Genomic DNA, 25,321 nt, shown 5'->3' with positions numbered 1-25,321 from the left:
GGCCCGGCCGGGAGGTGGCCGGCTCGTCGGTGACGGGCTCGCCGGGTGCGGCGTCGTCGGGCTTCGGCCGAGGGGATACCGCCCCGCCGGTGGCCGGCCCGTCCGGCAGCAGGCCCTCGCGCTCCGGCTCGTCCGAGGGCGACGCGCCGGGGGCCGGGGCGTCCGGTACCGGGGCTTCGGCAGCGGGGCCGGCCGGGTCCGGCGCGGCCGGGGCCGGGATTGCGTGGCCCGGCTCGTCCGAGGACGGGGCCTCGCGGAGCGGACCGTCCTGGACCGTGGCTCGGGGGACCGGGCCGGCCGGGTCCGGCGCGGCCGGGATTGCGCGGCCCGGCTCGTCCGGGGCCGGTGCCGTGCGGTGCGGGGCGGCCTGGACCGCGGTCTGAGGGGCGGGACCGTCCGCGTCCTCCAGTACCGGGGTCCCCTCGTGCGCGTATCGCATCAGGATCCGGGCCCGGCTCATCAGCACCGACGCCGTCTGCCGTACGCCGGTGGCCTCCTCGGCGTACAGGGCGAGCGCCTCGTCGTACAGGCCGGTGACCGTCGCCAGTGCCGTGTCCACCTCGCCCGTCAGGGCGCGGACGTACGCTCCACGCGCGCGTGCCGCCAGGGCCTCGCCGAGGTCGCCCGCCGCCGCGTACAGGGCCGCTGCCCGCTCGAACAGCTCGATGCCCGCGGGGCCGAGGGCCATCGCCTCGTGGTCGGTGAGCTCCGCGCGGTCGCGCGGCTCCAGCTCCCTGCCGTGCGCGGCCCGTGCGACCGCCGCCCAGGCCTCGAGCGCGTGCGGCTGGAGGGTGTCCGACAGCCGCCGTGCCTCGGCGAGCAGGGTCGCCAGGTCGGGCTCGCCGGGCCCCTCCGGCGGGGGCGCGGCCACCGGGGCCGGCGCGGGGCGCACCGTGCGCACGCCCAGCGGCAGGCGCTCCACCAGCGGCCGCTGGGCCATACGCGCGCGTGCCCGGTCGCCGACGTACGACGTGCCGTTGCGCCGGTCGAACCGCTCGGCCAGTTCCCGCGTCTCCACGCGCGTGTGGGCGGCGAGTTCGCTCGCCGTCCAGGTCCGGCCGGCCGGCCCCGGCACCCGCTGTCCGCCGAGGCCCAGTTCGGTCAGCCGGTCCATCAGCAGCGTCACCACCGCCATGAAGTCCAGCCGGCTGCGCGGATGGCCGGTGTCCGTGAAGTAGGCGGGCCGTTCGGCGAGCAGCTCCAGAGCGCGCGCTTCGTTCCCGGTCAGCGCGCAGAACTCCACGTGGTCGGCGTACGCGGCGCGCATCGACTCCATCGGGCGGACGAGGCGCAGGCCCCGCAGATGGTTCGCGCGCGCCTCGTCCACACGCCCCAGCCGCAGCAGCGGATCCAGCGAGGACGCCAGCACGGTGTGCGGTTCGTGCGCGCATGCGAACTCGCCCTCCAGCACCGGCCGCCACAGCCGGAGCGCCTCCTCGTCCCGCCCGCGCTGAACCTGCCAGACGCCCTGCCCGTGCAGCTCGCAGGCGTGACAGTCGGCCATCCGGTCGCGGTCCGCGGCGAGCCACGCCGCGTACGCCCGCTCCGCGCGCGCCACGTCCCCGATGTGCGCGGCCACGCTGAACTCCGCGCCGCGTACGGCCCGTTCGGAGTACCCGGCGACCCGGTAGCGGTGCTCCATCTCGCCGAGCCACTTCTCGACCGAGGCGAGCGGGATGTGCGGCTGGTCCAGCATGCCCGCCGACATCCACTTGAAGACCCAGTGCAGCGAGTGCGCCTCGTACGCGTCGAAGTCCTCGGGCCGTTCGTCCCACATGCGGAGCAGCCGCGCGAACGGGACGAACATCTTGTCCTTCTCGGAGCTGTAGTTGTAGACCTTCAGCTGGTGCCCGAGCGCCTCGATGACGGCCAGCGGGATGCCGAGGCCCTCCGCCGCGGCCAGCAGCTGCTCGGCGCGCGCGTTGCGGGCGGGACCCTCCGGCTGCTCGGAGTTCTCCGCCATCGCCCGGCGCAGCGCGTCGAAGTCCGTGATCTCGCTCATCGCCCGTCTCCCTCCCCGTGGGTCGCCCACTCCAGCAGGCCGATGAACGCCCGGTTCAGCAGCGCCGAGTCGGCCGGCCTGAGCGGACGCTGCGCCATCAGCAGGGCCTGCCCGTACAGCGACTCGGTGGCGGTGCCGATCAGTTCCGGGTCCTTCAGCGAACCGATGCGCCGCACCAGCGGGTTGAGATGGTTGAGCACCAGACGCGCGCGTGGTGCGCTGCCGCGCAGCGATCCGAGGATGCCCGCCCACAGGTCGTCGGCCTGCTCCTCGGCCGCGGCGCGGGCCTGCTCGTGCCGGGCGGACCGGTCGTCCAGGTGCAGCGCGGGCACGGACAGCGGGTGGAAGGCCCGGAGGACGACGTCACAGTCCAGCGGGTCCAGCTTCGCCCGCGCGGCCGCCAGGAAGCCGGACAGGGCCAGTTCCTCGCCCGGGTCGACCGCGTCCAGGTGCGCGGTCACGGTGTCCGCGTCCAGCTCGGCGACCACGGTCCCCGGCCGCACCGACGGCAGCGCCTCGACCAGCTCGCCGTCGTACGTGTAGCCGCCGTTGACCACGCCGACGCCCTGCGCGGAGGCGATCGGCGCGACCTGCCGGTACTCCTCGACGGTCCGCGTGAAGTGCACGACCGGGTGCCGCTGGGCGAACTCCTCCAGGGACAGCTGTCCGTCGGTCGTCTCGAACGGCAGCCAGGGCAGCATCGTGCGCAGCATCTCGCGGTCGTGCCGGGCGAGGGACTTCACGCCCAGGTGGTGCACGGCGAGGAAGGCCGCGAGCCGCTCCGGATCACCGGCGGCGAGCCCCGTGAGCCAGGAGCGGATCCTTTCACCGAGGGCGTCCCTGACGGCCGCGAGCGTCTCGTCCTCGTACAGCGACTCGCGCGAGGCCGTCGGCCGCAGGCTGTCGGTGTCCAGCACGCAGCGGACGAAGAACGCCCAGTCGGGCAGCAGCTGTTCGGCCCGCTCGGTCAGCAGCATGCCCTTCAGATGCACCCGGTGGGTCGCCCGCTGGGCGGGGCTCACGGCCGCCGGCAGCACGTACGCCACCCCGCGGATCCCGGCCAGCGGCACGTCCAGGTCGATCGAGTCCAGCGGGGTGAACCCGAACAGCTCGTGACAGTGCCGGGCCAGCGCCACCCTTCTGCTCGCAGGGCTCGGATGCGGCCGGTCCCAGGGCGCGGGCAGATCGGTGACCGGCTCCTCGCCCACCCGGACGTCGTACGGCAGCAGTGCGCCGAAGTCGCGGGCGAGGGTCAGCACCCGCTCCGGGGCCAGCCACTCGGCCGCCCCGGGCCGCGCGGTCAGGTGGACGGTCGTACCGGGCTCGGGCCGCGCGGAGTCGGGCAGGGTCCGCACGGTGTACGAGCCGTCGTCGCGCGCGGTCCACTCCACCGGGGGCGCGCCGGGCGTACGGGCGCTGCGGCTGACCACCCGGATCCGCTCGGCGACCACGAAACAGGCCAGCAGCCCGATGCCGAACTGGCCGAGGAAGTCCGAACGGGCCTCCTGCAGGCCCTCGGCCCGTTTGGAACTGCGCCCGATGGTGGCCAGCAGGTCGTGCACGTCCGTCTCGGTGAGCCCGATCCCGCTGTCCTCCACGCGCAGACCGCCGTCCGCCGGGTACAGCCGGACCAGCGCCGGTGCGTCCGGCTCCGCGGCCCGCCGGGCGGTGACGGCGTCCACCGCGTTCTGCAGCAGCTCGCGCAGGTAGACCTTGGGACTCGAGTAGAGGTGATGGGAGAGCAGGTCCACCAGGCCGCGCAGGTCGACCTGGAACATGTGAGGTGGGTGAGGTGTATGAGGAGACTGGGATGCCTGGGATGACTTCGAGGTCTGGGAATCCATCGTCACTGCGCCGGAGGGGGGAGTGGGTGCGGCGCGGGGTCGGGCGGTCCCGGCGGGGCGGTGACCGCGGGGGATGGCCGGAGCGCGCCATCCTAGAGCCGGAACAGTCCAGCCGACCAGGGGTTTCCCCGCATTGTCAGTGCCGTGGTGTGCAATGGATCTCGTGCCCGCACTGCAAGAACCACTGAAGCAGCCACTGAAGTCGGTGCTCGGCCCCGCCACCGCGAAGGTGATGGCCGAGCACCTCGGCCTGCACACCGTCGGCGACCTCCTCCACCACTACCCGCGCAGATACGAGGAGCGCGGCCAGCTCACCCGACTCGCCGAACTCCCCATGGACGAGCACGTCACGGTGGTCGCCCAGGTCGCCGACGCCCGCCTGCACAGCTTCGCCTCCGCCAAGGCCCCCCGCGGCAAGGGCCAGCGCCTGGAGGTCACGATCACCGACGGCAGCGGCAGGCTCCAGCTGGTCTTCTTCGGCAACGGCGTCCACAAGCCCCACAAGGAGCTGCTGCCGGGCACGCGCGCGATGTTCGCCGGAAAGGTCTCGGTCTTCAACCGCCGCCTCCAACTCGCCCACCCGGCCTACGAGTTGCTGCGCGGCGACAGCGAGGAGACGGTGGAGAGCTGGGCCGGCGCCCTGATCCCCATCTACCCGGCCACCGCCAAACTGGAGTCCTGGAAGATCGGCAAGGCGGTCCAGACGGTGCTGCCCACCGCCCAGGAGGCCCTGGACCCCCTGCCGTCGTCCCTGCGCGAGGGCCGTGGCCTGGTCCCGCTCCCCGAGGCCCTGCTCAAGATCCACCGCCCGCACACCAAGGCGGACATCGCCGACGCCCGCGCCCGCCTGAAGTGGGACGAGGCGTTCGTCCTCCAGGTCGCCCTGGCCCGCCGCCGCTACGCGGACACCCAGCTACCGGCCGTACCCCGCAGGCCGAGCCCCGACGGCCTCCTCGCGGCCTTCGACGACCGCCTGCCCTTCACCCTCACCGACGGCCAGCAGAAGGTCTCCAAGGAGATCTTCGACGACCTCGCCACGGAACACCCGATGCACCGCCTGCTCCAGGGGGAGGTGGGATCGGGCAAGGCTCAGCCACTGGACTCGCTCGTCCTCACACCCGCCGGTTTCCGTTGCATGGGCGACTTGAAGGCGGGGGACGAGGTCATCGTGCCGGACGGGGAGGTTGCCCTGATCGACGGTGTCTTTCCGCAAGGAGAACGCGACGTCTGGCGTCTGGTCCTTTCCGATGGAAGTTCCGTGGAGTGCGACGACGAACATCTCTGGATCGTCGGCACGGGCCGCGGGTGGCAGCGAGGTCAGAAACCCGAGGTCATGACGACCCGGGCCATTCGCTCGGACACGTTCGAGGCAGACGGATCCTCGAAGTGGTACATCCCCGCAGCAGCCCCCGTCGACCTCGGAGGCGACTCCGGTCCGCCGATGGATCCCTACCTGTTCGGCCTTCTCCTCGGGGGCAAGACGTCCCATGGGAAATGCGTTCCCGACGACTTCAAGAACACGTCGATCAAGAACCGTCATGCCTTGCTGCAAGGGCTTCTGGACACCGATGGAACTGTTCACGCCGACGGCATGAGCGTTTCGCTCTGTTCCGCTTCTCGCAGGCTCGCTGACGACGTCGCCTGGCTCGTACGTTCGCTCGGCGGCCGTGCGCGCGTCCTGCCGAAGCGCGATGCCTTCGACGTGTCAGTGGTGCTGCCCGACGCATACGCTCCATTCCGTCTGCCCCGTAAGGCCGCCCGTGTCCGACCCCGGCCGGAGTACCACACTTTCCGACGCGGAATCCGCGCGGTCGAGTACGTGGGGCGAAAGCCGGTCCAATGCATCAGTGTTGCCCACCCGAGCCACGCCTACGTCACCGACAACTTCACGGTGACCCACAACACGATGGTGGCCCTGCGCGCCATGCTCGCCGTGGTCGACGCGGGCGGTCAGGCCGCCATGCTCGCGCCCACCGAGGTGCTCGCCCAGCAGCACCACCGCTCGGTCACCGAGATGATGGGCGAGCTGGCCGAGGGAGGCATGCTGGGCGGCGCGGAGCACGCCACCAAGGTCGTCCTGCTCACCGGCTCCATGGGCGCCGCCGCCCGCCGCCAGGCCCTGCTCGACCTGGTCACCGGCGAGGCCGGCATCGTCATCGGCACGCACGCCCTGATCGAGGACAAGGTCCAGTTCCACGACCTCGGCCTGGTCGTGGTCGACGAGCAGCACCGCTTCGGCGTCGAACAGCGCGACGCGCTGCGCGGCAAGGGCAAGCAGCCCCCGCACCTGCTGGTCATGACGGCCACCCCGATCCCGCGCACGGTCGCCATGACGGTCTTCGGCGACCTGGAGACCTCCGTCCTCGACCAGCTCCCCGCCGGCCGCTCCCCGATCGCCAGCCATGTGGTCCCGGCCGCCGACAAGCCCCACTTCCTCGCCCGCGCCTGGGAGCGGGTCCGCGAGGAGGCCGGAGGCGGCCACCAGGCGTACGTCGTCTGCCCCCGCATCGGCGACGAGGAGGACGACCCGAAGAAAGCCAGGAAGTCCCCCGAGGACGAGGCGGAGAAACGCCCGCCGCTCGCGGTCCTGGACGTCGCCGACCAGCTGAGCCGCGGCCCCCTCCAGGGGCTGAAGGTGGAGGTCCTTCACGGCCGTATGAACCCCGACGACAAGGACGCGGTGATGCGCCGCTTCGCGGCCGGCGAGACGGACGTCCTGGTCGCCACCACGGTCATCGAGGTCGGAGTGAACGTCCCCAACGCCACGGTGATGGTCATCATGGACGCCGACCGCTTCGGCGTCTCCCAGCTCCACCAGCTCCGCGGCCGCGTCGGCCGGGGATCGGCCCCCGGACTGTGCCTGCTGGTCACCGAGATGCCCGAGGCCAGCGCGGCCCGCCAGCGCCTGAACGCCGTCGCCGCCACCCTCGACGGCTTCGAGCTCTCCCGCATCGACCTCGAACAGCGCCGCGAGGGCGACGTCCTCGGCCAGGCCCAGTCCGGCGCGCGCTCCTCCTTGCGCGTTCTCGCGGTCATCGAGGACGAGGAGGTCATCGCGGAGGCGAGGCAGGAGGCGACGACGGTGGTGGCGGCGGACCCCGAGCTGCAGCAGCTTCCGGGGCTCCGTACGGCCTTGGACGCCTTGCTGGACGAGGAACGGGAGCAGTACCTGGAAAAGGGCTGAGGTGCGGCGCCCCGACAGGAGCGCGGGGCCGTGCCGCCGAGCGGCTCCGCCGCGTGGGCGCGAGCGACCACGACGGACCGCCTGCCAGACTGAATCCGTAACCACCCCCGAACAAGGACCGAAGATGACCCGCGTGATCGCCGGCAGGGCAGGCGGACGGCGCCTCTCAGTACCGCCCGGCACCGGAACCCGGCCAACATCGGATCGCGCCCGCGAAGGTCTCTTCTCCACCTGGCAGTCCCTCCTGGGCGGCCCGATGGACGGCGAACGAGTCCTCGACCTCTACGCCGGCTCAGGCGCCGTAGGCCTGGAGGCCCTCTCCCGAGGCGCGAGCCACACGCTCCTCGTCGAGGCCGACGCCCGCGCGGCGAAGGTCGTGCGCGACAACGTGCGGAACCTCGGCCTCCCCGGCGCCGAAGTCCGGGCGGGCAAAGCGGAACAAGTCATAAGAACCGCACCCCCCGCCGAGCCGTACGACCTCGTCTTCCTCGACCCCCCGTACGTTGTCACGGATCACGATCTTCGCGAGATTCTGCTCACACTCCACTCGGAAGGCTGGCTCGCTGAGCAAGCGCTCGTCACCGTGGAGCGCAGCACCAGAGGCGGCGAATTCCGGTGGCCGGACGGCTTCGAGGCGATCAGGTCCCGTCGCTACGGCGAGGGAACGTTTTGGTACGGTCGCGCCGCCTCTACGTGCGAAGACGCACGATGACCGGACCGGAGAGCGAGGGATCACAAGTGCGCCGCGCCGTCTGTCCCGGGTCGTTCGACCCGATCACCAACGGACACCTCGACATCATTGCCCGAGCCTCCCGTCTGTACGACGAGGTCTACGTCGCGGTGATGATCAACAAGTCTAAGAAGGGCCTGTTCGAGATCGAGGAGCGGATCGAGCTGATCCGCGAGGTCACCGCCGACTACGCCAACGTCCGGGTCGAGGCCTTCCACGGCCTCCTCGTCGACTTCTGCAAGCAGCGCGACATCCCCGCGATCGTCAAGGGCCTGCGCGCCGTCAGCGACTTCGACTACGAGCTGCAGATGGCCCAGATGAACATCGGCCTCACCGGCGTCGAAACGCTGTTCGTGCCCACCAACCCCACCTACAGTTTCCTCTCCTCCTCGCTGGTCAAGGAGGTCGCGGCCTGGGGCGGCGACGTCTCGCACCTGGTGCCCGCCCCGGTGCTGGAGGCCCTGAACAAGCGCCTGCGCAAGGTCTGATGGGACCGATGGGACTACAGTCGTCCCGTCCGTCTCCATCCCGGCTGTAGAGAGTGGCGAGCACAGGTGGACGTGCAGAAGAAGCTCGACGAGATCGTCTCCGCGGTCTCCGGCGCCCGGTCCATGCCCATGTCGGCGTCCTGCGTGATCAACCGCGCCGAGCTGCTCGCGATGCTGGAAGAGGTGCGCCAGGCCCTGCCCGGCTCCCTCGCGCAGGCGCAGGAGCTGATCGGCGACCGTGACCAGATGGTCGAGCAGGCCCGTCAGGAGGCCGAGCGGATCATCTCGAACGCGCACGCCGAGCGCGGCTCGCTGATCTCCGACACCGAGATCGCCCGCCGTTCGCAGGCCGAGGCCGACCGGATCCTCGCCGAGGCCCGCAAGGAGGCCGAGGAGGTCCGCGCCGAGGCCGACGACTACGTCGACTCCAAGCTCGCCAACTTCGAGGTCGTCCTCACCAAGACCCTCGGCTCGGTGGGCAGGGGCCGGGAGAAGCTGCTCGGCACCGGCCCCGGCCTGGACGAGAACGGCTACGAGGACGCGGACGCCCCCGAGCGCAGCCACGACCCGGAGACCCTGCGCCACAACGCCGACCAGTACGTCGACGTCAAGCTGGGCGCCTTCGAGGCGGTCCTCGCCAAGACCCTGGAGGCCGTCGGCCGCGGCCGGCAGAAGCTGCACGGCCGGATCGCCACGGACGACCTCGGCGCCCTCGCCGACGACACCACGACCTTCCAGCACTCCAGCGACGCCGACTACCTCGCCGACCTCGCGGCCCTCGCCGAGCAGGACACCGCGGCCGAGCGCCCGGACCGGCAGCAGCCGCCGCAGCAGTCGCAGCAGCCGTCGTACGACCCGCAGCCGGCGTACGCGTCGTACGAGCAGCAGCCCGACCCCTACGGCGGCTTCCCGCAGCAGCCCGCCTACGGCCAGCAGGACCCGTACGGCTACCAGCAGGCCGACCCGTACGCGGCCTACCAGGGCTCCTACGACCCCCAGCAGGCCGCCTACGAGGCACAGCAGGCCCAGCACGGCCAGCCCGCCCAGCAGCAGGGCTACGCCCTGGACGAGACCAGCCTCTTCGACACGAGCATGATCAGCGCGGAGCAGCTGCGGGCGTACGAGCAGGGGCGCGGTCTGCAGTGACCCACCGGATTGGGCCCTGAGCGAAAGGTCCAGTATCCTGGCTCTTCGGTCGCGCGTACGTCCGCGATCACCGCTGCCCTCGACACCGACGGGCGGCGGCCCTCCGAGCTCGAAGATCGAAAGCAGGAATGGCTTCCAACGCCCGCCTCGACCACCGCAACCCCCTCGTGTTCGACACGCACGAGCTGGGTCGGCGTCCTGGCGCGCTGCAGCGCCTGTCCCGCACGATCGACGCCCCCGCCGACCTCGGCATCCAGGGAGTCATCGGAGTGCCGGAAGGCGCCCCGGTGGAGCTCGAACTCCGGCTCGAGTCGGTCATGGAAGGGGTGCTCGTCACAGGCACCGCCCGTGCACAGGCCGAGGGGGAGTGCGTAAGGTGTCTGGAGCCGGTCGGGCTGGAGCTCGAAGCGGACTTCCAGGAACTGTTCTCGTACCCTGACGCCGACGACCGGGGCCGCGTGATCGCGGAACCGGGCGACGACGCCGAGGACGACGAGGACAGGTTCTTCCTCGAGGACGGCCTGTTCGACCTCGAACCTCTGCTGCGCGATGCGGTGGTGCTCGCACTGCCGATGCAGCCGGTGTGCCAGGAAGACTGCCCGGGCCTGTGCTCCGAGTGCGGAGCGCGGCTCGCGGACGACCCGGACCACCACCACGACGCCGTCGACATCCGTTGGGCGGCTTTGCAGGGACTCGCCGGTTCACTCGAAGACGGCGAGAAGGACGAGATGAGCGGCGGCGCGCCTCAGTCAGCACGCGCCGACGAGAAGCAGGAGAAGTAGCCGTGGCTGTTCCGAAGCGGAAGATGTCGCGCAGCAACACGCGCCACCGCCGGTCGCAGTGGAAGGCTGCGGTCCCCACCCTGGTTGCGTGCGAGCGCTGCCACGAGCCCAAGCAGCAGCACATCGCGTGCCCGTCTTGCGGCACCTACAACAAGCGCCAGGTCCTCGAAGTCTGAGCGGGCTGGTGAGAGGCACTGTGTCCAGTCCCAAGAAGGCGGAAGACGCCAAGGCGGACGCATCCGCCCGGAAGAAGGCGGACAACCAGGCCTCGTCCCACACGCTTCTGGAAGGGCGGCTCGGCTACGAGGTCGAGTCCGCCCTTCTGGTGCGCGCGCTGACCCACCGTTCCTACGCGTACGAGAACGGCGGTCTGCCGACGAACGAGCGGCTGGAGTTCCTCGGTGACTCCGTCCTCGGCCTCGTCGTCACGGACACGCTGTACCGCACCCACCCCGACCTGCCCGAGGGCCAGCTGGCCAAGCTGCGGGCCGCGGTGGTCAACTCGCGTGCGCTGGCGGAGGTCGGCCGTGGCCTCGACCTGGGCTCCTTCATCCGGCTCGGCCGCGGTGAAGAGGGCACGGGCGGCCGGGACAAGGCGTCCATCCTCGCCGACACCCTCGAAGCGGTGATCGGTGCGGTCTATCTCGACCAGGGCCTCGACTCGGCGTCCGAGCTGGTGCACCGGCTCTTCGACCCGCTGATCGAGAAGTCCTCGAACCTCGGTGCCGGCCTGGACTGGAAGACCAGTCTCCAGGAGCTCACCGCGATCGAGGGGCTCGGTGTGCCCGAGTACCTCGTCACGGAGACCGGCCCCGACCACGAGAAGACCTTCACTGCTGCCGCCCGCGTCGGAGGCGTCTCGTACGGCACCGGCACCGGCCGCAGCAAGAAGGAGGCGGAGCAGCAGGCCGCCGAATCCGCCTGGCGGGCCATCAAGGCCGCCGCGGACGAGCGCGCCAAGGCGGCCAAGGAAGCGGCCGCCGCGGACGCCGAGGCGGTCAAGGCGGCCAAGGAGGCCGTCGCCGAAGACAGCGGTCCGGCAGCCGGGGAAGCCGCCGCCAAGGACGGCAACCCGTCGTCCGCTCCCGCCTGACCCACAGCAGTACCGAGCGCCCGCCCCGCCGCTGCCGACGGGGCGGGCGCTCCGCTCGTCCACCGCTTCGTACGGGGGTCCCGATGCCCGAGTTGCCCGAGGTCGAGGTCGTACGGCGCGGTCTCGCGCGCTGGGTCGCGCACCGCACCGTCGCCGAGGTCGAGGTGCTGCACCCGCGCGCCGTGCGCCGGCACATCGCGGGCGCCGACGACTTCGCGCACCGGCTCAAGGGCCACCACATCGGCACGCCCAGCCGCCGGGGCAAGTACCTGTGGCTGCCGCTGGAGGAGACGAACCAGTCCGTGCTCGCCCACCTCGGCATGAGCGGCCAACTGCTGGTGCAGCCGCACGAGGCACCCGACGAGAAGCACCTGCGCATCCGGATCCGGTTCGCCGACTCCCTCGGCACCGAGCTCCGCTTCGTGGACCAACGCACCTTCGGCGGGCTGTCGTTGCACGACAACACCCCCGGCGGCCTGCCCGACGTCATCGCGCACATCGCCCGCGACCCCCTCGACGAGCTGTTCGAGGACGAGGCGTTCCATCTGGCGCTGCGCCGCAAGCGGACCACCATCAAGCGGGCCCTGCTGGACCAGTCGCTGATCAGCGGCGTCGGCAACATCTACGCGGACGAGGCGCTGTGGCGCGCCCGCATCCACTACGAGCGCCCTACGGCGAACTTCACCCGCCCGGTCACCACCGAACTCCTCGGTCACATCCGGGACGTGATGAACGCGGCCCTCGCCGTCGGCGGCACCAGCTTCGACAGCCTGTACGTCAACGTCAACGGCGAGTCGGGCTACTTCGACCGGTCCCTGGACGCGTACGGCCGCGAGGGCGAGCCCTGCAGGCGCTGCGGCACCCCGATCCGCCGCCGTCCCTGGATGAACCGTTCCAGCTACTTCTGCCCGAGGTGTCAGAGGGTGCCGCGCGTGTCGTCGTAACGCGCGCGTGCCGCGAGGACGTCGTCCATGGCGCCCTCCACGCAGTGGATGAGCGCCAGCAGCCGCTCGGCCACCTGCCGGCCCAGGGGGGTCAGCTGGTAGTCCACGCGCGGCGGGTTGGTCGGCTGAGCCTCGCGGTGCACCAGGCCGTCGCGCTCGAGTGCGTGCAGCGTCTGGGACAGCATCTTCTCGCTCACGCCGTCCACGCGGCGGCGCAGCTCGTTGAAACGCAGTGAGCCCTCGTACAGCGCGCCGAGCGTCAGTCCGCCCCAGCGGCCCGTGACGTGCTCCAGCGTGCCGCGCGACGGGCAGGCCTTGGCGAAGACGTCGTAGGCGAGGTCGTCGTGGTCCTGGGCGGTGGCGCTGATACCGGCTGTCATGGCACAAGGGTACGCCCACACAGCGCTAACCACTAGGTTGCACTAACTGATGGTTAGTGCTTTCCTTGGGTCACTGCTTCCGAGCTGCCCATTCGAGGAGTTCCTGTGACCACCCCTGTTGTTTCCATCGCCTACCACTCCGGCTTCGGCCACACCGCCGTCCTCGCCGAGGCCGTCCGCGCCGGTGCCGTCGGCGAGGGTGCCGAGGTGCACCTGATCAAGGTCGACGAGATCACCGACGAGCAGTGGCAGACGCTGGACCGCTCCGACGCGATCGTCTTCGGCTCGCCCACCTACATGGGCACCGCCTCCGGTGCCTTCCACGTCTTCGCCGAGGCGACCTCCAAGCGCTGGTTCGGCCAGGACTGGAAGGACAAGCTGGCCGCCGGCTTCACCAACTCGGCCTCCAAGAGCGGCGACAAGCTGCACACCCTGCAGTTCTTCCAGACGCTCGCCGCCCAGCACGGCATGACCTGGGTCAACCTCGGCCTGCACCCGGGCTGGAACGCCAGCACCGCCTCCGAGAACGACCTCAACCGCCTCGGCTTCTTCTCCGGCGCCGCCGCCCAGAGCAACAACGACCAGGGCCCCGAGGGTGTCCACAAGGCCGACATAGCCACGGCCGAGCACCTCGGGCGCCGGATCGCTCAGACGGCGCAGGTGTTCACGCGGGGGCGGATCACCGCCTGACGGCGCCGCGGGGCGGGGAACGAGCCGAGGCACACGGACCCCGCCCCACCGGGACAGCCGCAGCAGCGGAGAAGACCTCTCCGGTTCAGTACCGAAGAAGTGAAGGGCCGGGTCTCCGACCTACGGCCGTGTAGTCGATCAACGCTGCGACCTGCGACGCTCGTGCGCGGACTCACCGCATGATCGGGCCGATCGCGGGTATACGACCGTCATCCCGGGGGCGGTTCTGTGCAAAAAGGGTGCGGCGCTATGACTGAGATCCCGGCAGAGGTCTTCGAGTTGGTGGCGCGGAAGGCTCTGCAAGACCTGTCCACCGCGGTGGACCCACGGGCGCTGGAAGCGCTGGCCGGCTGTGACGTGCTGATTCCTGCGATCGGCGGGATCCGATACACGCGTGACCGCAGTGAACTTGTGCGGCTTGTGCTGCCGGTGATCGAAAGCGTCGACGACGCCCCCGCGGTCATGGTCTTCACCTCGGAGGAACGGCTGCTCAGGGCCTTTCCCCAGGTGCCCTGCTACAGGCCGGTCACCCTGCGGGACCTGGCCTCTCGCTGGCCGAGCGATGAGGTGGTGCTGGTGATCGACGCCGGGGACGAAGACGAGCTGACACTGTCCGCGCACAACGCGCGGTGGCTGCTCGGCCGCTGCCTCGTGTGACCGTCACGCAACCAGTGAGACTCCGCGGAGGTACCGAGATGAGTGCCGGAGAACGGGCCAAGGCAAAGGCCGAACAGGTCGTCGGAAAGGCCGTGCGGAAGGCGGCCCACGCGGTGCACAAAGAAACCCTCGCAGCAAAAGGCGCCGCTCTCGAAGCACGGGGCAAGATGCGGGGTGCGAAAGAACGGACCAAGGGCTCCCACTAGCTTCCTCGGAAGACCGCGTATGACCTGCGGGATTCTCAGTACCCGAAGTCCTGTGTCCACCAAGGCCCGCCCGGGCCGAAGTGGACGCCGATACCGAGGGTCTTGAAGTCGCAGTTCAGGATGTTGGCGCGGTGGCCGGGGCTGTCCATCCATGCCCGCATCACGGCCGCCGCGTCGGCCTGGCCGCGCGCGATGTTCTCGCCGCCGAGGCCGGTGATCCCCGCCGCCGCGGCCCGGTCCCACGGCGTCTTGCCGTCCGGGTCGGTGTGGTCGAAGAAGTTCCGCGCCGCCATGTCGTCGCTGAACGACTCGGCCAGCCTGGTCAGCGAGGAGTTCACGGTCAGCGCGCTGCAGCCGACCTTCGCCCGCTCCTCGTTGACGAGCTTCAGTACCTCCGCCTCGGCGGCGCTCGTCGTGGCCACCGCCACCGGTGCGGCACTCGACTTCGGCGCCTTGGACGCCGTGCTGGACGGGGTGCTCGTCGGCGTGCCGGCCGGCGTCGCCCGCGCGGTCGGCGTCGCGGTCGCCGTCGTCGACGGCGCGGGCGTGGGGGAGGCCGGTGCCGAGGCCGGCTGCGACGTGGAGGCGGACGGGCTCGGGGACTGCGAAGGCCCGGAGTCCGAGCCGGCGCCGCCCACGGGGCTGTCGGCGCTGCCCGAGGCGCCGCCCTGCTCGGCGGCCGTGTTGCTCGGCGTGTCCACGACCTGCACCCGGTCGGCGCCGGTGGTGTGCGTGGCGCCGCCGAGCCGGTAGTTCTGCAGACCCGGCACCACGCCGGTGGCCACCGCGGCCGTACCGAGGGCCACGGCCACGGACACCCCCAGCAGTCCCGAGCGCACCGGCCTCGCGCCCTTCTTCCGGCGCCGGTGGCCTGCGGAGGGGGCGCCGGCCAGGGCGAGGCCACCGCCCCCCGGGCCGTCCGGGCCGTCGTCCTCCGCGGAGAACAGATAGGCGTGCGCCTTGGCGGTCGCGTCGGCGTAGGCCAGGGGCTGCAGACCGGTCGCCGGGGTGTAGGCCTCCGGGTTCAGATACGGCGCGATGCCCCGGGGCGCCTGTTCACGCCGGAGGAGCTCCGTCCGCTCGCGGCGGACGATCTCACCCGGGTACGAGTCCCGCCGGCCACCACCCGGGTACGGCCCCTGCCGGACCTCATCCGGGTACGAGTCCTGCCGCCCGCCGCTCGGGTAAGGGGCCTGCCGGAGGACGGCGGTGTACGAGTCCTGCCGGAGGCCACCGGTGTACGAGTCCTGCCAGGTGCCACCGGTGTACGAGTCCTGCCAGGCCTCACCCGCGAACGAGTCCTGCGGGGTGCCGCTGCCGTTGTCGGAGCGCTGCGTGCGTATGACCCCCGTGGCGCGGCCCTTGGCGGCGCGGCCGGCGGCGGAGCGTCGGTGGCGGCCCATGTCCTTGCCCTCTTCCTCGTCCTCGCGGGCGGCCGGTGCCTGCGCGGCGAGTGACTTGCCATGGCCAACCCGACTCACCCGATCGAGTGAGTTTCATATGAGATGCATTGGGTCGGGACGGTACCCCATGCCGTCGGCGGGCGATGTGTCCCGCGCGACATCGGCTGGTTAGGTTGCGGCTATGAGCGAGGATGTACGACTGGTCGCCTGGGTGCGCGGACGCGTGCAGGGTGTGGGTTTCCGCTGGTTCACGCGTGCCAAGGCGCTGGAGATCGGGGGCCTGAGTGGTTTTGCTCTCAATTTGGCCGACGGTCGCGTCCAGGTCGTCGCTGAGGGGTCGCGCGAGGGCTGCGAGGGGCTGCTGGACTGGCTCCAGGGCGACGACACGCCCGGACACGTGGTGGGAGTCACCGAGATCTGGGACACACCCCGCGGCGGCTACGACGGCTTCGCCATCCGCTGAGCCAATTCTGTAAAGGCGCGCAGGCCGGCGCACGGGGAGCTGCCGGAGGCACATGCGCACAGCAGAAACGACCTGGTGGTTGCCAAGAACGGCCGGGCGTGGCAGGCTCCGCAAGAACAGCTGATCGTCACGCCCCGAGGGTCCCGGATGACTCGCTGCGCCGCCGCTTTTTCCGGCCGCGCGCCCCGGTTTGCCCGCCAATACGGGGCGTGATCGTGTTGACCGTCAAACTTTTTGGTGAGACGCTGAAAGCCCCGCGCACCTTAGCTGTTTGGCATGGAGCAACACTAGAGCAACACTCGGATGTGCCAAGCACCGCGGGTGCGATCCCTCACGACCCACACCGCATCGGTCGGTCACTCATTGTGGAGGACCATCCATCATGGCAAAGGCGCTTCTCGGTTACGTCGGCGGCTCCGACCCTCGACTCCTCGCCGAGATGCGACGGCTGCAGCAGCGTGTCCAGGACCTGGAGTCCGAGCTCGTAAGGATCCAGGCGGAGAACGAAGCGCTGACGGCTGCCGCCTCTCAGGACAGGATCATGGAGAGCATCGACGCACACCAGGCGGAGCCTGCGCTCACCTGATCCCTGCATCGCTCCACGACAGCAGTCGCAGCGATTGGGCTGCCATATCAACCGCTCAGTTGATTCGGACGACCGCAACCCGGCCGTCAGAGTTGCAAGGGACGCTTCGGCGTCCCTTCTTTCTTTGCTCCACGCATCCTTTCACCCTCTTTAACGTACGGTGTGCCCTGCATGTTCAATGGCGAAACCGTGGGGTTGCGAGTGTCCGTGGAGTGAGATAGCCGCGCCCGGTAGAGTCCAGCGGCGTGCACCTCAAGGCCCTGACCCTCCGCGGCTTCAAGTCGTTCGCCTCGGCGACCACGCTCCGGTTCGAGCCGGGCATCACGTGTGTCGTCGGCCCGAACGGCTCGGGCAAGTCCAATGTCGTGGACGCGCTCAGCTGGGTCATGGGCGAACAGGGCGCCAAGTCGCTGCGCGGCGGCAAGATGGAGGACGTCATCTTCGCCGGCACCACCGGCCGCCCCCCGCTGGGCCGCGCCGAGGTGTCCCTGACCATCGACAACTCCGACGGTGCGCTGCCCATCGAGTATGCCGAGGTCACCATCACGCGGATCATGTTCCGCAACGGCGGCAGCGAGTACCAGATCAACGGCGATACCTGCCGCCTCCTGGACATCCAGGAACTCCTCTCCGACTCCGGCATCGGCCGGGAGATGCACGTCATCGTCGGCCAGGGCCAGCTCGACTCCGTCCTGCACGCCGATCCGATGGGCCGCCGCGCCTTCATCGAAGAGGCAGCCGGCGTCCTCAAGCACCGCAAGCGCAAGGAGAAGGCCCTGCGCAAACTGGACGCGATGCAGGCCAACCTCGCGCGCGTGCAGGACCTGACGGACGAACTGCGCCGCCAGCTGAAGCCACTGGGCCGCCAGGCGGCGGTGGCGAGACGGGCCGCCGTGATCCAGGCCGACCTGCGCGACGCACGCCTGCGACTCATGGCCGACGACCTCGTACGCCTGCGCGAGGCGCTCAAGGCCGAGATCGCGGACGAGGCGGCCCTGAAGGAGCGCAAGGAGGCGGCCGAACAGGAACTGAGGAAGGCCCTGCACCGCGAGGGGCTCCTGGAGGACGAGGTACGGCAGCTCACGCCGCGCCTCCAGCGCGCCCAGCAGACCTGGTACGAGCTCTCCCAGCTGGCCGAACGCGTCCGGGGCACCGTCTCGCTCGCCGACGCCCGGGTCAAGAGCGCCACCTCCGCGCCCCCCGAGGAGCGGCGCGGCCGCGACCCCGAGGACATGGAGCGAGAGGCCGCCCGGATCCGTGAGCAGGAGGCCGAGCTGGAAGCGGCCCTGGAGGCGGCCCAGCGCGCCCTCGACGACACGGTCGCCCACCGCGCCGAACTGGAGCGGGAACTGGCCGTGGAGGAACGCCGGCTGAAGGACGTCGCCCGCGCCATCGCCGACCGCCGCGAGGGCTTGGCCCGGCTGTCCGGCCAGGTCAACGCGGCCCGCTCCCGAGCGGCCTCGGCCCAGGCCGAGATCGACCGCCTGGCCACGGCCCGCGACGAGGCACAGGACCGCGCGGTGCGCGCCCAGGAGGAGTACGAGGCCCTGAAGGCCGAGGTGGACGGCCTCGACGCGGACGACGCGGACCTGGCCGAACAGCACGAGGCCGCCAAGCGCCGGCTCACCGAGGCCGAAGCCACTCTGAGCGCGGCCCGCGAGGCCCTCACCACCGCCGAGCGCACCCGCGCCGCGACCCAGGCCCGCCATGAGGCACTGGCGCTGGGCCTGCGCCGCAAGGACGGCACCGGCATACTCCTCGGCGCCCGCGACCGCCTCACCGGAGTCCTGGGCCCGGCCGCGGAACTGCTGACGGTCACCCCCGGCTACGAGGTGCCGCTCGCCGCGGCCTTCGGCGCGGCGGCGGACGCGATCGCCGTGTCGACTCCGGCAGCGGCAGCCGAGGCGATCCGCCTGCTGCGCAAACAGGACGGTGGCCGAGCGGCGCTGTTGCTGGCAGGGGACGCGCCCCCAGGAAGCGAGGGGCGAGACGGCGCGCGGCTCCGCAGCGCGGGCGCGCCCGGCCACGACGAACCCGCGGACACCCCACGGCCCGGCGCCCCCCTCCCCGCAGCCGGCCTCGTCCGCGGCCCGGCCGACCTCATGCCCGCCGTGCACCGCCTCCTGCGGGGAATCGTCGTCGTCGGCACCCTGGAGGACGCCGAGGACCTGGTCTACGCGCACCCGGAACTCACCGCCGTCACCGCCGAGGGCGACCTCCTCGGCGCCCACTTCGCCCACGGCGGCTCGGCCGGCGCCCCCAGCCTGTTGGAGGTACAGGCCTCCGTGGACGAGGCCGCCGCCGAACTCGCCGACCTGGCCGTGCGCTGCGAGGCGCTGGCCGAGGAGCAGCGGGCGGCAGCCGAACGGCGTGCCGAGGCCGCCACCCTCGTGGAAGAACTCGCGGAGCGGCGCCGGGCGGCAGACCGGGAGAAGTCGGCCGTCGCCCAGCAGCTCGGCCGGCTCGCCGGGCAGGCGCGGGGGGCGGCGGGCGAGGCCGAACGGTCGGCCGCGGCCGCCGCACGCGCGCAGGAGGCGCTGGAGAAGGCCGTACAGGATGCCGAGGAACTGGCCGAGAGGCTGGCGGTCGCCGAGGAGATGCCGGTCGAGGAGGAGCCGGACACCTCCGTACGCGACCGGCTCGCCGCCGACGGCGCCAACGCCCGGCAGACCGAGATGGAGGCCCGGCTCCAGGTCCGTACCCACGAGGAGCGGGTCAAGGGGCTGGCCGGGCGGGCCGACTCGCTCGACCGGGCCGCCCGCGCGGAACGCGAGGCACGCGCGCGTGCCGAGCAGCGCCGCGCCCGGCTGCGGCACGAGGCGGCCGTGGCGGAGGCCGTCGCCTCCGGCGCCCGGCAGCTGCTCGCGCACATCGAGGTGTCCCTCGCCCGCGCGGAACAGGAACGCACCGCCGCCGAGGCCGCCAAGGCACAGCGCGAGCAGGAGCTGACCGCCGCGCGCACCGCGGGGCGTGAACTGAAGGCCGAACTGGACAAGTTGACGGATTCGGTGCACCGCGGCGAGGTACTCGGCGCCGAGAAGCGGCTGCGGATAGAGCAGCTGGAGACCAAGGCGCTGGAGGAGCTGGGTGTCGAGCCGGAGGGGCTGGTGGCCGAGTACGGCCCGCACCAGCCCGTGCCGCCCTCGCTCCCCGCCGAGGGTGAGGTGCTGCCCGAGGACCCCGGGCATCCGCGCAACCAGCCCAGGCCCTTCCACCGCGCCGAACAGGAGCGGCGGCTCAAGGCCGCCGAGCGCGCCTACCAGCAGCTGGGCAAGGTCAACCCGCTGGCGCTGGAGGAGTTCGCGGCGCTGGAGGAGCGGCACAAGTTCCTCAGCGAGCAGCTGGAGGACCTGAAGAAGACCCGCGCCGACCTGCTGCAGGTGGTGAAGGAGGTCGACGAGCGCGTCGAGCAGGTCTTCACCGAGGCCTACCGGGACACCGCGCGCGAGTTCGAGGGCGTGTTCAGCCGGCTGTTCCCCGGCGGTGAGGGCCGTCTGGTGCTGACCGATCCGGACAACATGCTCACCACGGGCGTGGACGTCGAGGCGCGCCCGCCGGGCAAGAAGGTCAAGCGGCTCTCCCTGCTGTCGGGCGGCGAGCGCTCGCTGACGGCCGTGGCCCTGCTGGTGTCGATCTTCAAGGCACGCCCGAGCCCCTTCTACGTCATGGACGAGGTCGAGGCGGCGCTGGACGACACCAACCTCCAGCGGCTGATCCGGATCATGCAGGAGCTGCAGGAGGCCTCGCAGCTGATCGTGATCACGCACCAGAAGCGCACGATGGAGGTCGCCGACGCGCTCTACGGCGTGTCGATGCAGGGCGACGGCGTCTCGAAGGTCATCTCCCAGCGCCTTCGCTGAGCGCAGCCCATCAAGATCAACTCACTTTGTGTTCAAGAAGTGAACATAGAGCCCTTCGGTGTATCGAAAAACTCACAGCCGTTGAAGTATTGACTTCGAAACTTGAAGGCATAGTCTCTGCAACGTTGCTTTTACCTTCAGGTCTCACCTGTAAGGGCTCGCCCCCACCCGCGGCAGCGCTGCCGTGGCCCGAGGAGATACCCGTGACCAGCACCACGCAGGCACCTCAGTCAGGAGCCAGGACGGCTCAACCCGAGCATCTCGGGCACGTCATCTTCATCGCGGCGGCTGCCGCCATGGGCGGTTTCCTCTTCGGTTACGACAGCTCTGTGATCAACGGCGCGGTCGAGGCCATCCGCACCAAGTACGACATCGGCTCCGCGGCCCTCGCCCAGGTCATCGCGGTCGCGCTGATCGGCTGTGCCGTCGGTGCCGCGACCGCCGGCCGCATAGCCGACCGGATCGGCCGCATCCGGGTCATGCAGATCGCCGCGCTCCTCTTCGTCGTCAGCGCCGTCGGCTCCGCGCTGCCCTTCTCCCTGTGGGACTTCGCCCTGTGGCGCGTCGTCGGCGGCTTCGCCATCGGCATGGCCTCCGTCATCGGCCCCGCCTACATCGCCGAGGTCGCCCCGCCCGCCTACCGCGGCCGGCTCGGCTCCTTCCAGCAGGCCGCGATCGTGGTCGGCATCGCCGTCTCCCAGCTGGTCAACTGGGGTCTGCTGAACGCCGCCGGCGGCAACCAGCGCGGTCACCTGATGGGCCTGGAGGCCTGGCAGGTCATGCTCGGCGTCATGGTCGTCCCGGCCGTCCTCTACGGCATGCTGTCCTTCGCGATCCCCGAGTCCCCGCGCTTCCTGCTCTCGGTCGGCAAGCGCGAGCGTGCCAAGGAGATCCTCGCCGAGGTCGAGGGCAAGGACGCCGACCTGGACGTCCGCGTCGCCGAGATCGAGCACGCGATGAAGAGCGAGCACAAGTCCGCCTTCAAGGACCTGCTCGGCGGCGGCTTCTTCTTCAAGCCGATCGTCTGGATCGGTATCGGCCTGTCGGTCTTCCAGCAGTTCGTCGGCATCAACGTCGCGTTCTACTACTCCTCCACCCTCTGGCAGTCGGTGGGCGTCAACCCGACGGACTCGTTCTTCTACTCCTTCACGACGTCGATCATCAACATCATCGGCACCGTGATCGCGATGATCTTCGTGGACCGCGTCGGCCGCAAGCCGCTCGCGCTCATCGGCTCGGTCGGCATGGCCGTCGGTCTCGCGCTGGAGGCCTGGGCGTTCTCGTACCACCTCGTCGACGGCAGGCTTCCGAGCACCCAGGGCTGGGTCGCCCTGATCGCCGCCCACGTGTTCGTCCTCTTCTTCGCCCTGTCCTGGGGTGTGGTGGTCTGGGTCTTCCTCGGCGAGATGTTCCCGAACAAGATCCGCGCCGCCGCCCTGGGCGTGGCCGCCTCGGCGCAGTGGATCGCCAACTGGGCCATCACCGCGAGCTTCCCGTCGCTGGCCGACTGGAACCTCTCCGGCACCTACGTCATCTACACGGTCTTCGCCGCGCTCTCGATCCCGTTCGTCCTGAAGTTCGTCAAGGAGACGAAGGGCAAGACGCTGGAGGAGATGGGCTGACCAGCCCCGTGAACTCGGGGAGAAGGGCCAAGTCCCCGCTGCCCCTCTCCTCGTACCTTCCGCCGCCCCCGGCCCGGCCACTGCCCGGTCCGGGGGCGGCGGTGTCGTACGCGCCGGTCACCGGATGAGAACGCGGGCGCCGAGCCGCCGGGCCCGTGGCGTCGCCGCCTCGATGCCGTCCAGGCGGCTCCCGATCCCGTACGGCTGCTCGCCGAGCGCCGCGCAGATCATGTCCAGGTCCGTGCGCATTGCACCTCTCGGGCACGTCGAGGACCTCGAACTCGCCGTTCGGCCCGCGGACGACCACATCCGCACTCGGACTCGCCGTCCCAGTGGAGCAACGCCGGACCCGCCCGGGCCACCGCATATCGCCGCAGGTCAGTCGCCCAGTGCCGGAATCACCCGCTCCGCGAACAGCCGCAGGCTCCGCCACCCCTCCTCCAGCGGCATCCCGCCCACCAGCGGATGCAGTACGAGGCTGTCGGCGTCCAGCGTCACGCACTCCTCCGGGGTGAGGACGCGGTAGACACCCTCCTCGCGCAGCTCCTCCGCCGTCGTGGCCGCCGACCTCACCGCCGAACGGATCCGGCCCGACTGCCAGGAGGCGTAGGTCCGCGCCTCGTGCAGGAAGTGCTCGCCGTACTCCGCCCACGCCCGGTCCGGGTCCTCGGCGATGTGCAGGAGGGGAGTCTCGGCCGCGGGCATCATGACCCAGCCCTCGGTGCCGTATTCGGCGAGCTTCTCCTTGTAGTACGACTCCAGCTCCGGCAGATGGGCGCTGGGGAAGAACGGCAGGCCGAGGCGCGCGGCCCGGCGGGCGGCGGCCTTGGAGGAGCCGCCGACCAGCAGGAGCGGGTGCGGGTCGGTGTACGGGCGCGGGGTGAGCCGTACCGTGCGGCCCCGGTAGGTGAACTCCTCGCCGGACCACGCCCTCAGCAGGGTCTGGAGCAACTCGTCCTGGAGCCGGCCCCGGCGTCCGAAGTCGACGTCGAACAGGGTGTACTCCTCGGGCCGGTAGCCGATCCCGGCCACCGTCACCAGCCGTCCGCCGCTCAGCAGGTCCAGTACCGCGATGTCCTCGGCCAGCCGCAGCGGGTCGTGCAGCGGGCCGATCACCGCCGACACGGTCACCGCGATCCGGCGGGTCGCCCCGAACACCGCGCCCGCGAAGGTGAACGGCGACGGCAGCCAGTTGTTCTCCGCGCCGTGGTGCTCCTCGGTCTGCACGGTGCTGATCCCGTGCTCGTCCGCGTACGCGGCCATCTCCAGGGCGGCCCGGTAGCGGGCGGAGAGCGCGGCGGGGCCGGCGCCGGGAGCGACGAGGTTGAAACGGACGACCGTGACGGGCATGGGAAGTCCCCCTCCGGTGCGATGCGGTGGAGGGGGACGTTAGCTGACAGAGCGTCAGATGGCCATGGGGGAGAGGAGGATGGGGTCGCCGGATGAGCGAAGCCGTACCCACGGATCCGCGGACCGAGGCAGAGCGCGGCCGGGTCGCGCTGTGGCTGGACCCGGACGACCTGCGGTGGCCGGCCACCGCTGCTGCCCCGACGACGCCGACCAGGACACCCGGGACCGCTGCGGCCGCCTCCGGTTCCGGGCCGGTGCCGCCCTGCACAAGAGCGGCCTGCCCGGCTGAGGCCCGTCACACGGCCGCGGTCGCGCGCTCCTCGGCCGGCTCGGTGACCTCCGCCGGCTTCGTCACCGTCGGCTTCGGCAGCGCCAGGTACAGCAGGCCCGAGATCACGATCGTGGCGACCCAGCCGAGGCCGTACTCGCCGATGACGTTGTTCTTCGCGAGCGGGCCGGTGAACCAGTCCGAGGTCGTGAACATCAGGCCCGACACCAGGCCGATCGCCCAGGCGGCCACGGCCGCGGGGGAGAAGCCACCCTTGTACCAGTAGGCGCTGGTGCGCGTGGTGTCCGTCATGGCGCGGCCGTCGTACTCGGTGCGGCGCAGCATGTCCGCGCCGAAGACGCCGACCCAGGCGGAGAAGGCGACCGCCAGCAGCGACAGGAAGGCGATGAACGAGCCCATGAAGCTCGTCGCCACCAGCATCAGCACCCCGCCGAACACCAGCGAGATCACGGCGTTCACCGAGACCGCCCAGTGCCGCGGCACCTTGAAGCCGAGGGTCTGCGCGGTGAAGCCCGCCGAGTACATCGACATGGAGTTGATCAGCAGCATGCCGATCAGCGCGATGAACAGGTACGGCACAGCGATCCACGTCGGCAGGATCTGGCCGAGGAAGGACACCGGGTCGGTGGCCGAGGCCAGGTCCGGGGTGGACACCGCCATCACCGCGCCCATCAGGACCATGGGCAGTACGACGATGCCGGCACCGCCGACCGCCGTACCCACGATCGCCTTCGAGGACGCCGTGCGCGGCAGGTAGCGGGTGAAGTCCGGCGCCGTCGGGATCCAGCTGACCCCGCCGGCCGCGATCATGCCGACACCGGTGATCACCGCGGCCGTCGAGCCGGCGCTGTGGTGCATCACCTTCGACCAGTCGGTGTTCGCCGCCAGATAGGCCAGGACCAGCACCGAGAAGACGCCGAAGAGGTACGTCGCGTACTTGTTGCACTTCTGCACGGCGTTGATGCCGAGGCCCGAGATCGCGAAGGTCGCGACGACGAACACCAGCAGCATCACCATGTCGAGCACGCTGTCGGCCTTCAGCCCGAACACGATGTCCAGGATGGTGAGCATCGCGTAGGCGCCGGTGACCGCGTTGATCGTCTCCCAGCCCCAGCGCGCGACCCAGATCAGCGAACCGGGCAGCAGGTTGCCGCGCTGGCCGAAGACCGCGCGCGAGAGCGCCATGCCGGGCGCGCCACCGCGCTTGCCCGCGATACCGATCAGACCGACCAGGCCGTACGACACGACCGGCGCCGCGACCGCGACGACGAGCGCCTGCCAGATGTTCAGGTGGTACGCCACGACGAGGCTCGCGCCCATGGTCAGCAGCAGCACGCTGATGTTGGCGCCGACCCAGGTGGGGAACAGCTCGCGGGTCTTCGCGGTGCGCTCGTGATCCGGGACCTGCTCGATGCCTCGGGTCTCGAGAGCGCCTTCGGTCTCGACGGTTTTGCTCATGAAAAGGGGGCACCAGACGTGGGGGGACAGGGGACGGTCGGGACTCTACGCGCGTCAACCGAGCCGCCACCATCGTACTTTGCTCCGAGTCCTTGTATTAAGTGGCGTTTGTCTCTCGGAGGAAGGCACAAACAGCCTTCCGCG

Annotated in this window: 20 protein-coding genes and 1 pseudogene; 14 read left to right on the top strand and 7 right to left on the bottom strand. The window is 70.9% G+C overall.

From position 1 onward, the window contains the following. Together ACWDEN_RS16300 and ACWDEN_RS16295 are read right to left on the bottom strand one after the other, a co-directional pair. Positions 1 to 2,002, bottom strand: a pseudogene (locus ACWDEN_RS16300) (hypothetical protein); the annotation flags it as partial. Further along, positions 1,999 to 3,846, bottom strand: coding sequence for an HSP90 family protein (locus tag ACWDEN_RS16295; RefSeq protein ID WP_450859483.1), 1,848 nt, complete (start codon positions 3,844 to 3,846; stop codon positions 1,999 to 2,001). The pseudogene ACWDEN_RS16300 and the gene ACWDEN_RS16295, both read right to left, overlap by 4 nt. Before the next feature lie 154 nt (positions 3,847 to 4,000). On the opposite strand from ACWDEN_RS16295, the gene ACWDEN_RS16290 reads away from it, so the two are divergent. From ACWDEN_RS16290 to mutM, 8 genes are all read left to right on the top strand, one after another. Then, the gene (locus tag ACWDEN_RS16290; RefSeq protein WP_450859482.1) at positions 4,001 to 7,030 is read left to right on the top strand and encodes a helicase-related protein; all 3,030 of its coding nucleotides are present in this window, start codon (positions 4,001 to 4,003) and stop codon (positions 7,028 to 7,030) included. A 124-nt stretch (positions 7,031 to 7,154) separates the two neighbouring features. Then, complete coding sequence (gene rsmD / locus ACWDEN_RS16285; RefSeq protein WP_450859481.1) at positions 7,155 to 7,742, top strand: 16S rRNA (guanine(966)-N(2))-methyltransferase RsmD; 588 nt, start codon at positions 7,155 to 7,157, stop codon at positions 7,740 to 7,742. Between the two features lie 26 nt (positions 7,743 to 7,768). Further along, on the top strand, positions 7,769 to 8,248 hold the full coding sequence (gene coaD, locus ACWDEN_RS16280) for a pantetheine-phosphate adenylyltransferase (RefSeq protein ID WP_055704332.1): 480 nt from the start codon (positions 7,769 to 7,771) through the stop codon (positions 8,246 to 8,248). 66 nt (positions 8,249 to 8,314) lie between these two features. After that, positions 8,315 to 9,394 carry an ATP synthase F0 subunit B gene (locus tag ACWDEN_RS16275; RefSeq protein WP_450859480.1) on the top strand — a complete coding sequence of 360 codons (1,080 nt, stop codon included), beginning with the start codon at positions 8,315 to 8,317 and terminating at the stop codon, positions 9,392 to 9,394. Positions 9,395 to 9,522: 128 nt separating this feature from the next. Then, on the top strand, positions 9,523 to 10,176 hold the full coding sequence (locus ACWDEN_RS16270) for a YceD family protein (protein ID WP_351604580.1): 654 nt from the start codon (positions 9,523 to 9,525) through the stop codon (positions 10,174 to 10,176). Positions 10,177 to 10,178: 2 nt separating this feature from the next. After that, a complete protein-coding gene (rpmF, locus tag ACWDEN_RS16265; RefSeq protein WP_003951102.1) occupies positions 10,179 to 10,352 on the top strand; it encodes a 50S ribosomal protein L32 in 174 nt (57 codons plus the stop codon). Positions 10,353 to 10,360: 8 nt separating this feature from the next. Then, complete coding sequence (rnc, locus tag ACWDEN_RS16260; protein WP_450859479.1) at positions 10,361 to 11,269, top strand: ribonuclease III; 909 nt, start codon at positions 10,361 to 10,363, stop codon at positions 11,267 to 11,269. An 83-nt stretch (positions 11,270 to 11,352) separates the two neighbouring features. Next, positions 11,353 to 12,213, top strand: a complete 861-nt coding sequence (mutM, locus tag ACWDEN_RS16255; RefSeq protein ID WP_351604584.1) for a bifunctional DNA-formamidopyrimidine glycosylase/DNA-(apurinic or apyrimidinic site) lyase — start codon at positions 11,353 to 11,355, stop codon at positions 12,211 to 12,213. Here the strand turns inward: mutM and ACWDEN_RS16250 are convergent. Then, the gene (locus tag ACWDEN_RS16250) at positions 12,186 to 12,593 is read right to left on the bottom strand and encodes a winged helix-turn-helix transcriptional regulator (protein ID WP_351604586.1); all 408 of its coding nucleotides are present in this window, start codon (positions 12,591 to 12,593) and stop codon (positions 12,186 to 12,188) included. The two genes, mutM and ACWDEN_RS16250, sit on opposite strands and share 28 nt — an antisense overlap. A 105-nt stretch (positions 12,594 to 12,698) precedes the next feature. On the opposite strand from ACWDEN_RS16250, the gene ACWDEN_RS16245 reads away from it, so the two are divergent. Further along, positions 12,699 to 13,283 carry a flavodoxin family protein gene (locus tag ACWDEN_RS16245; protein WP_450859478.1) on the top strand — a complete coding sequence of 195 codons (585 nt, stop codon included), beginning with the start codon at positions 12,699 to 12,701 and terminating at the stop codon, positions 13,281 to 13,283. A 249-nt stretch (positions 13,284 to 13,532) separates the two neighbouring features. Beyond that, entirely contained in the window at positions 13,533 to 13,940 is a 408-nt protein-coding gene (locus ACWDEN_RS16240; RefSeq protein WP_351604590.1) for an SseB family protein, read from the top strand. A 241-nt stretch (positions 13,941 to 14,181) separates the two neighbouring features. Here ACWDEN_RS16240 and ACWDEN_RS16235 read toward each other — a convergent pair whose 3' ends face one another. Next, on the bottom strand, positions 14,182 to 15,549 hold the full coding sequence (locus ACWDEN_RS16235) for a CAP domain-containing protein (RefSeq protein WP_450859498.1): 1,368 nt from the start codon (positions 15,547 to 15,549) through the stop codon (positions 14,182 to 14,184). Positions 15,550 to 15,730: 181 nt separating this feature from the next. Between ACWDEN_RS16235 and ACWDEN_RS16230 the strand changes: the two genes are divergently transcribed. From ACWDEN_RS16230 to ACWDEN_RS16215, 4 genes are all read left to right on the top strand, one after another. Continuing rightward, positions 15,731 to 16,012 carry an acylphosphatase gene (locus ACWDEN_RS16230; RefSeq protein ID WP_351604594.1) on the top strand — a complete coding sequence of 94 codons (282 nt, stop codon included), beginning with the start codon at positions 15,731 to 15,733 and terminating at the stop codon, positions 16,010 to 16,012. Positions 16,013 to 16,394: 382 nt separating this feature from the next. Then, the gene (locus tag ACWDEN_RS16225) at positions 16,395 to 16,598 is read left to right on the top strand and encodes a hypothetical protein (RefSeq protein WP_014675251.1); all 204 of its coding nucleotides are present in this window, start codon (positions 16,395 to 16,397) and stop codon (positions 16,596 to 16,598) included. 245 nt (positions 16,599 to 16,843) lie between these two features. Beyond that, positions 16,844 to 20,458, top strand: coding sequence for a chromosome segregation protein SMC (smc, locus tag ACWDEN_RS16220; RefSeq protein WP_450859477.1), 3,615 nt, complete (start codon positions 16,844 to 16,846; stop codon positions 20,456 to 20,458). A 203-nt stretch (positions 20,459 to 20,661) separates the two neighbouring features. Then, positions 20,662 to 22,080 (top strand): sugar porter family MFS transporter, encoded by a 1,419-nt coding sequence (locus ACWDEN_RS16215; protein ID WP_351604598.1) that lies wholly within the window; start codon positions 20,662 to 20,664, stop codon positions 22,078 to 22,080. A 117-nt stretch (positions 22,081 to 22,197) separates the two neighbouring features. Here ACWDEN_RS16215 and ACWDEN_RS16210 read toward each other — a convergent pair whose 3' ends face one another. The 3 genes from ACWDEN_RS16210 to ACWDEN_RS16200 form a co-directional block, all read right to left on the bottom strand. Next, positions 22,198 to 22,329, bottom strand: coding sequence for a hypothetical protein (locus ACWDEN_RS16210; protein ID WP_351604600.1), 132 nt, complete (start codon positions 22,327 to 22,329; stop codon positions 22,198 to 22,200). A 129-nt stretch (positions 22,330 to 22,458) separates the two neighbouring features. After that, positions 22,459 to 23,430: an LLM class flavin-dependent oxidoreductase gene (locus ACWDEN_RS16205; protein ID WP_450859476.1), complete on the bottom strand. Its 972-nt coding sequence runs from the start codon at positions 23,428 to 23,430 to the stop codon at positions 22,459 to 22,461. Positions 23,431 to 23,725: 295 nt separating this feature from the next. Next, the gene (locus ACWDEN_RS16200) at positions 23,726 to 25,177 is read right to left on the bottom strand and encodes a cytosine permease (protein WP_450859475.1); all 1,452 of its coding nucleotides are present in this window, start codon (positions 25,175 to 25,177) and stop codon (positions 23,726 to 23,728) included. Positions 25,178 to 25,321: the final 144 nt, after the last annotated feature.

It is taken from the genome of Streptomyces sp. NPDC001153 (assembly GCF_053598315.1).
This window is presented reverse-complemented; position numbering and strand designations above follow the sequence as displayed.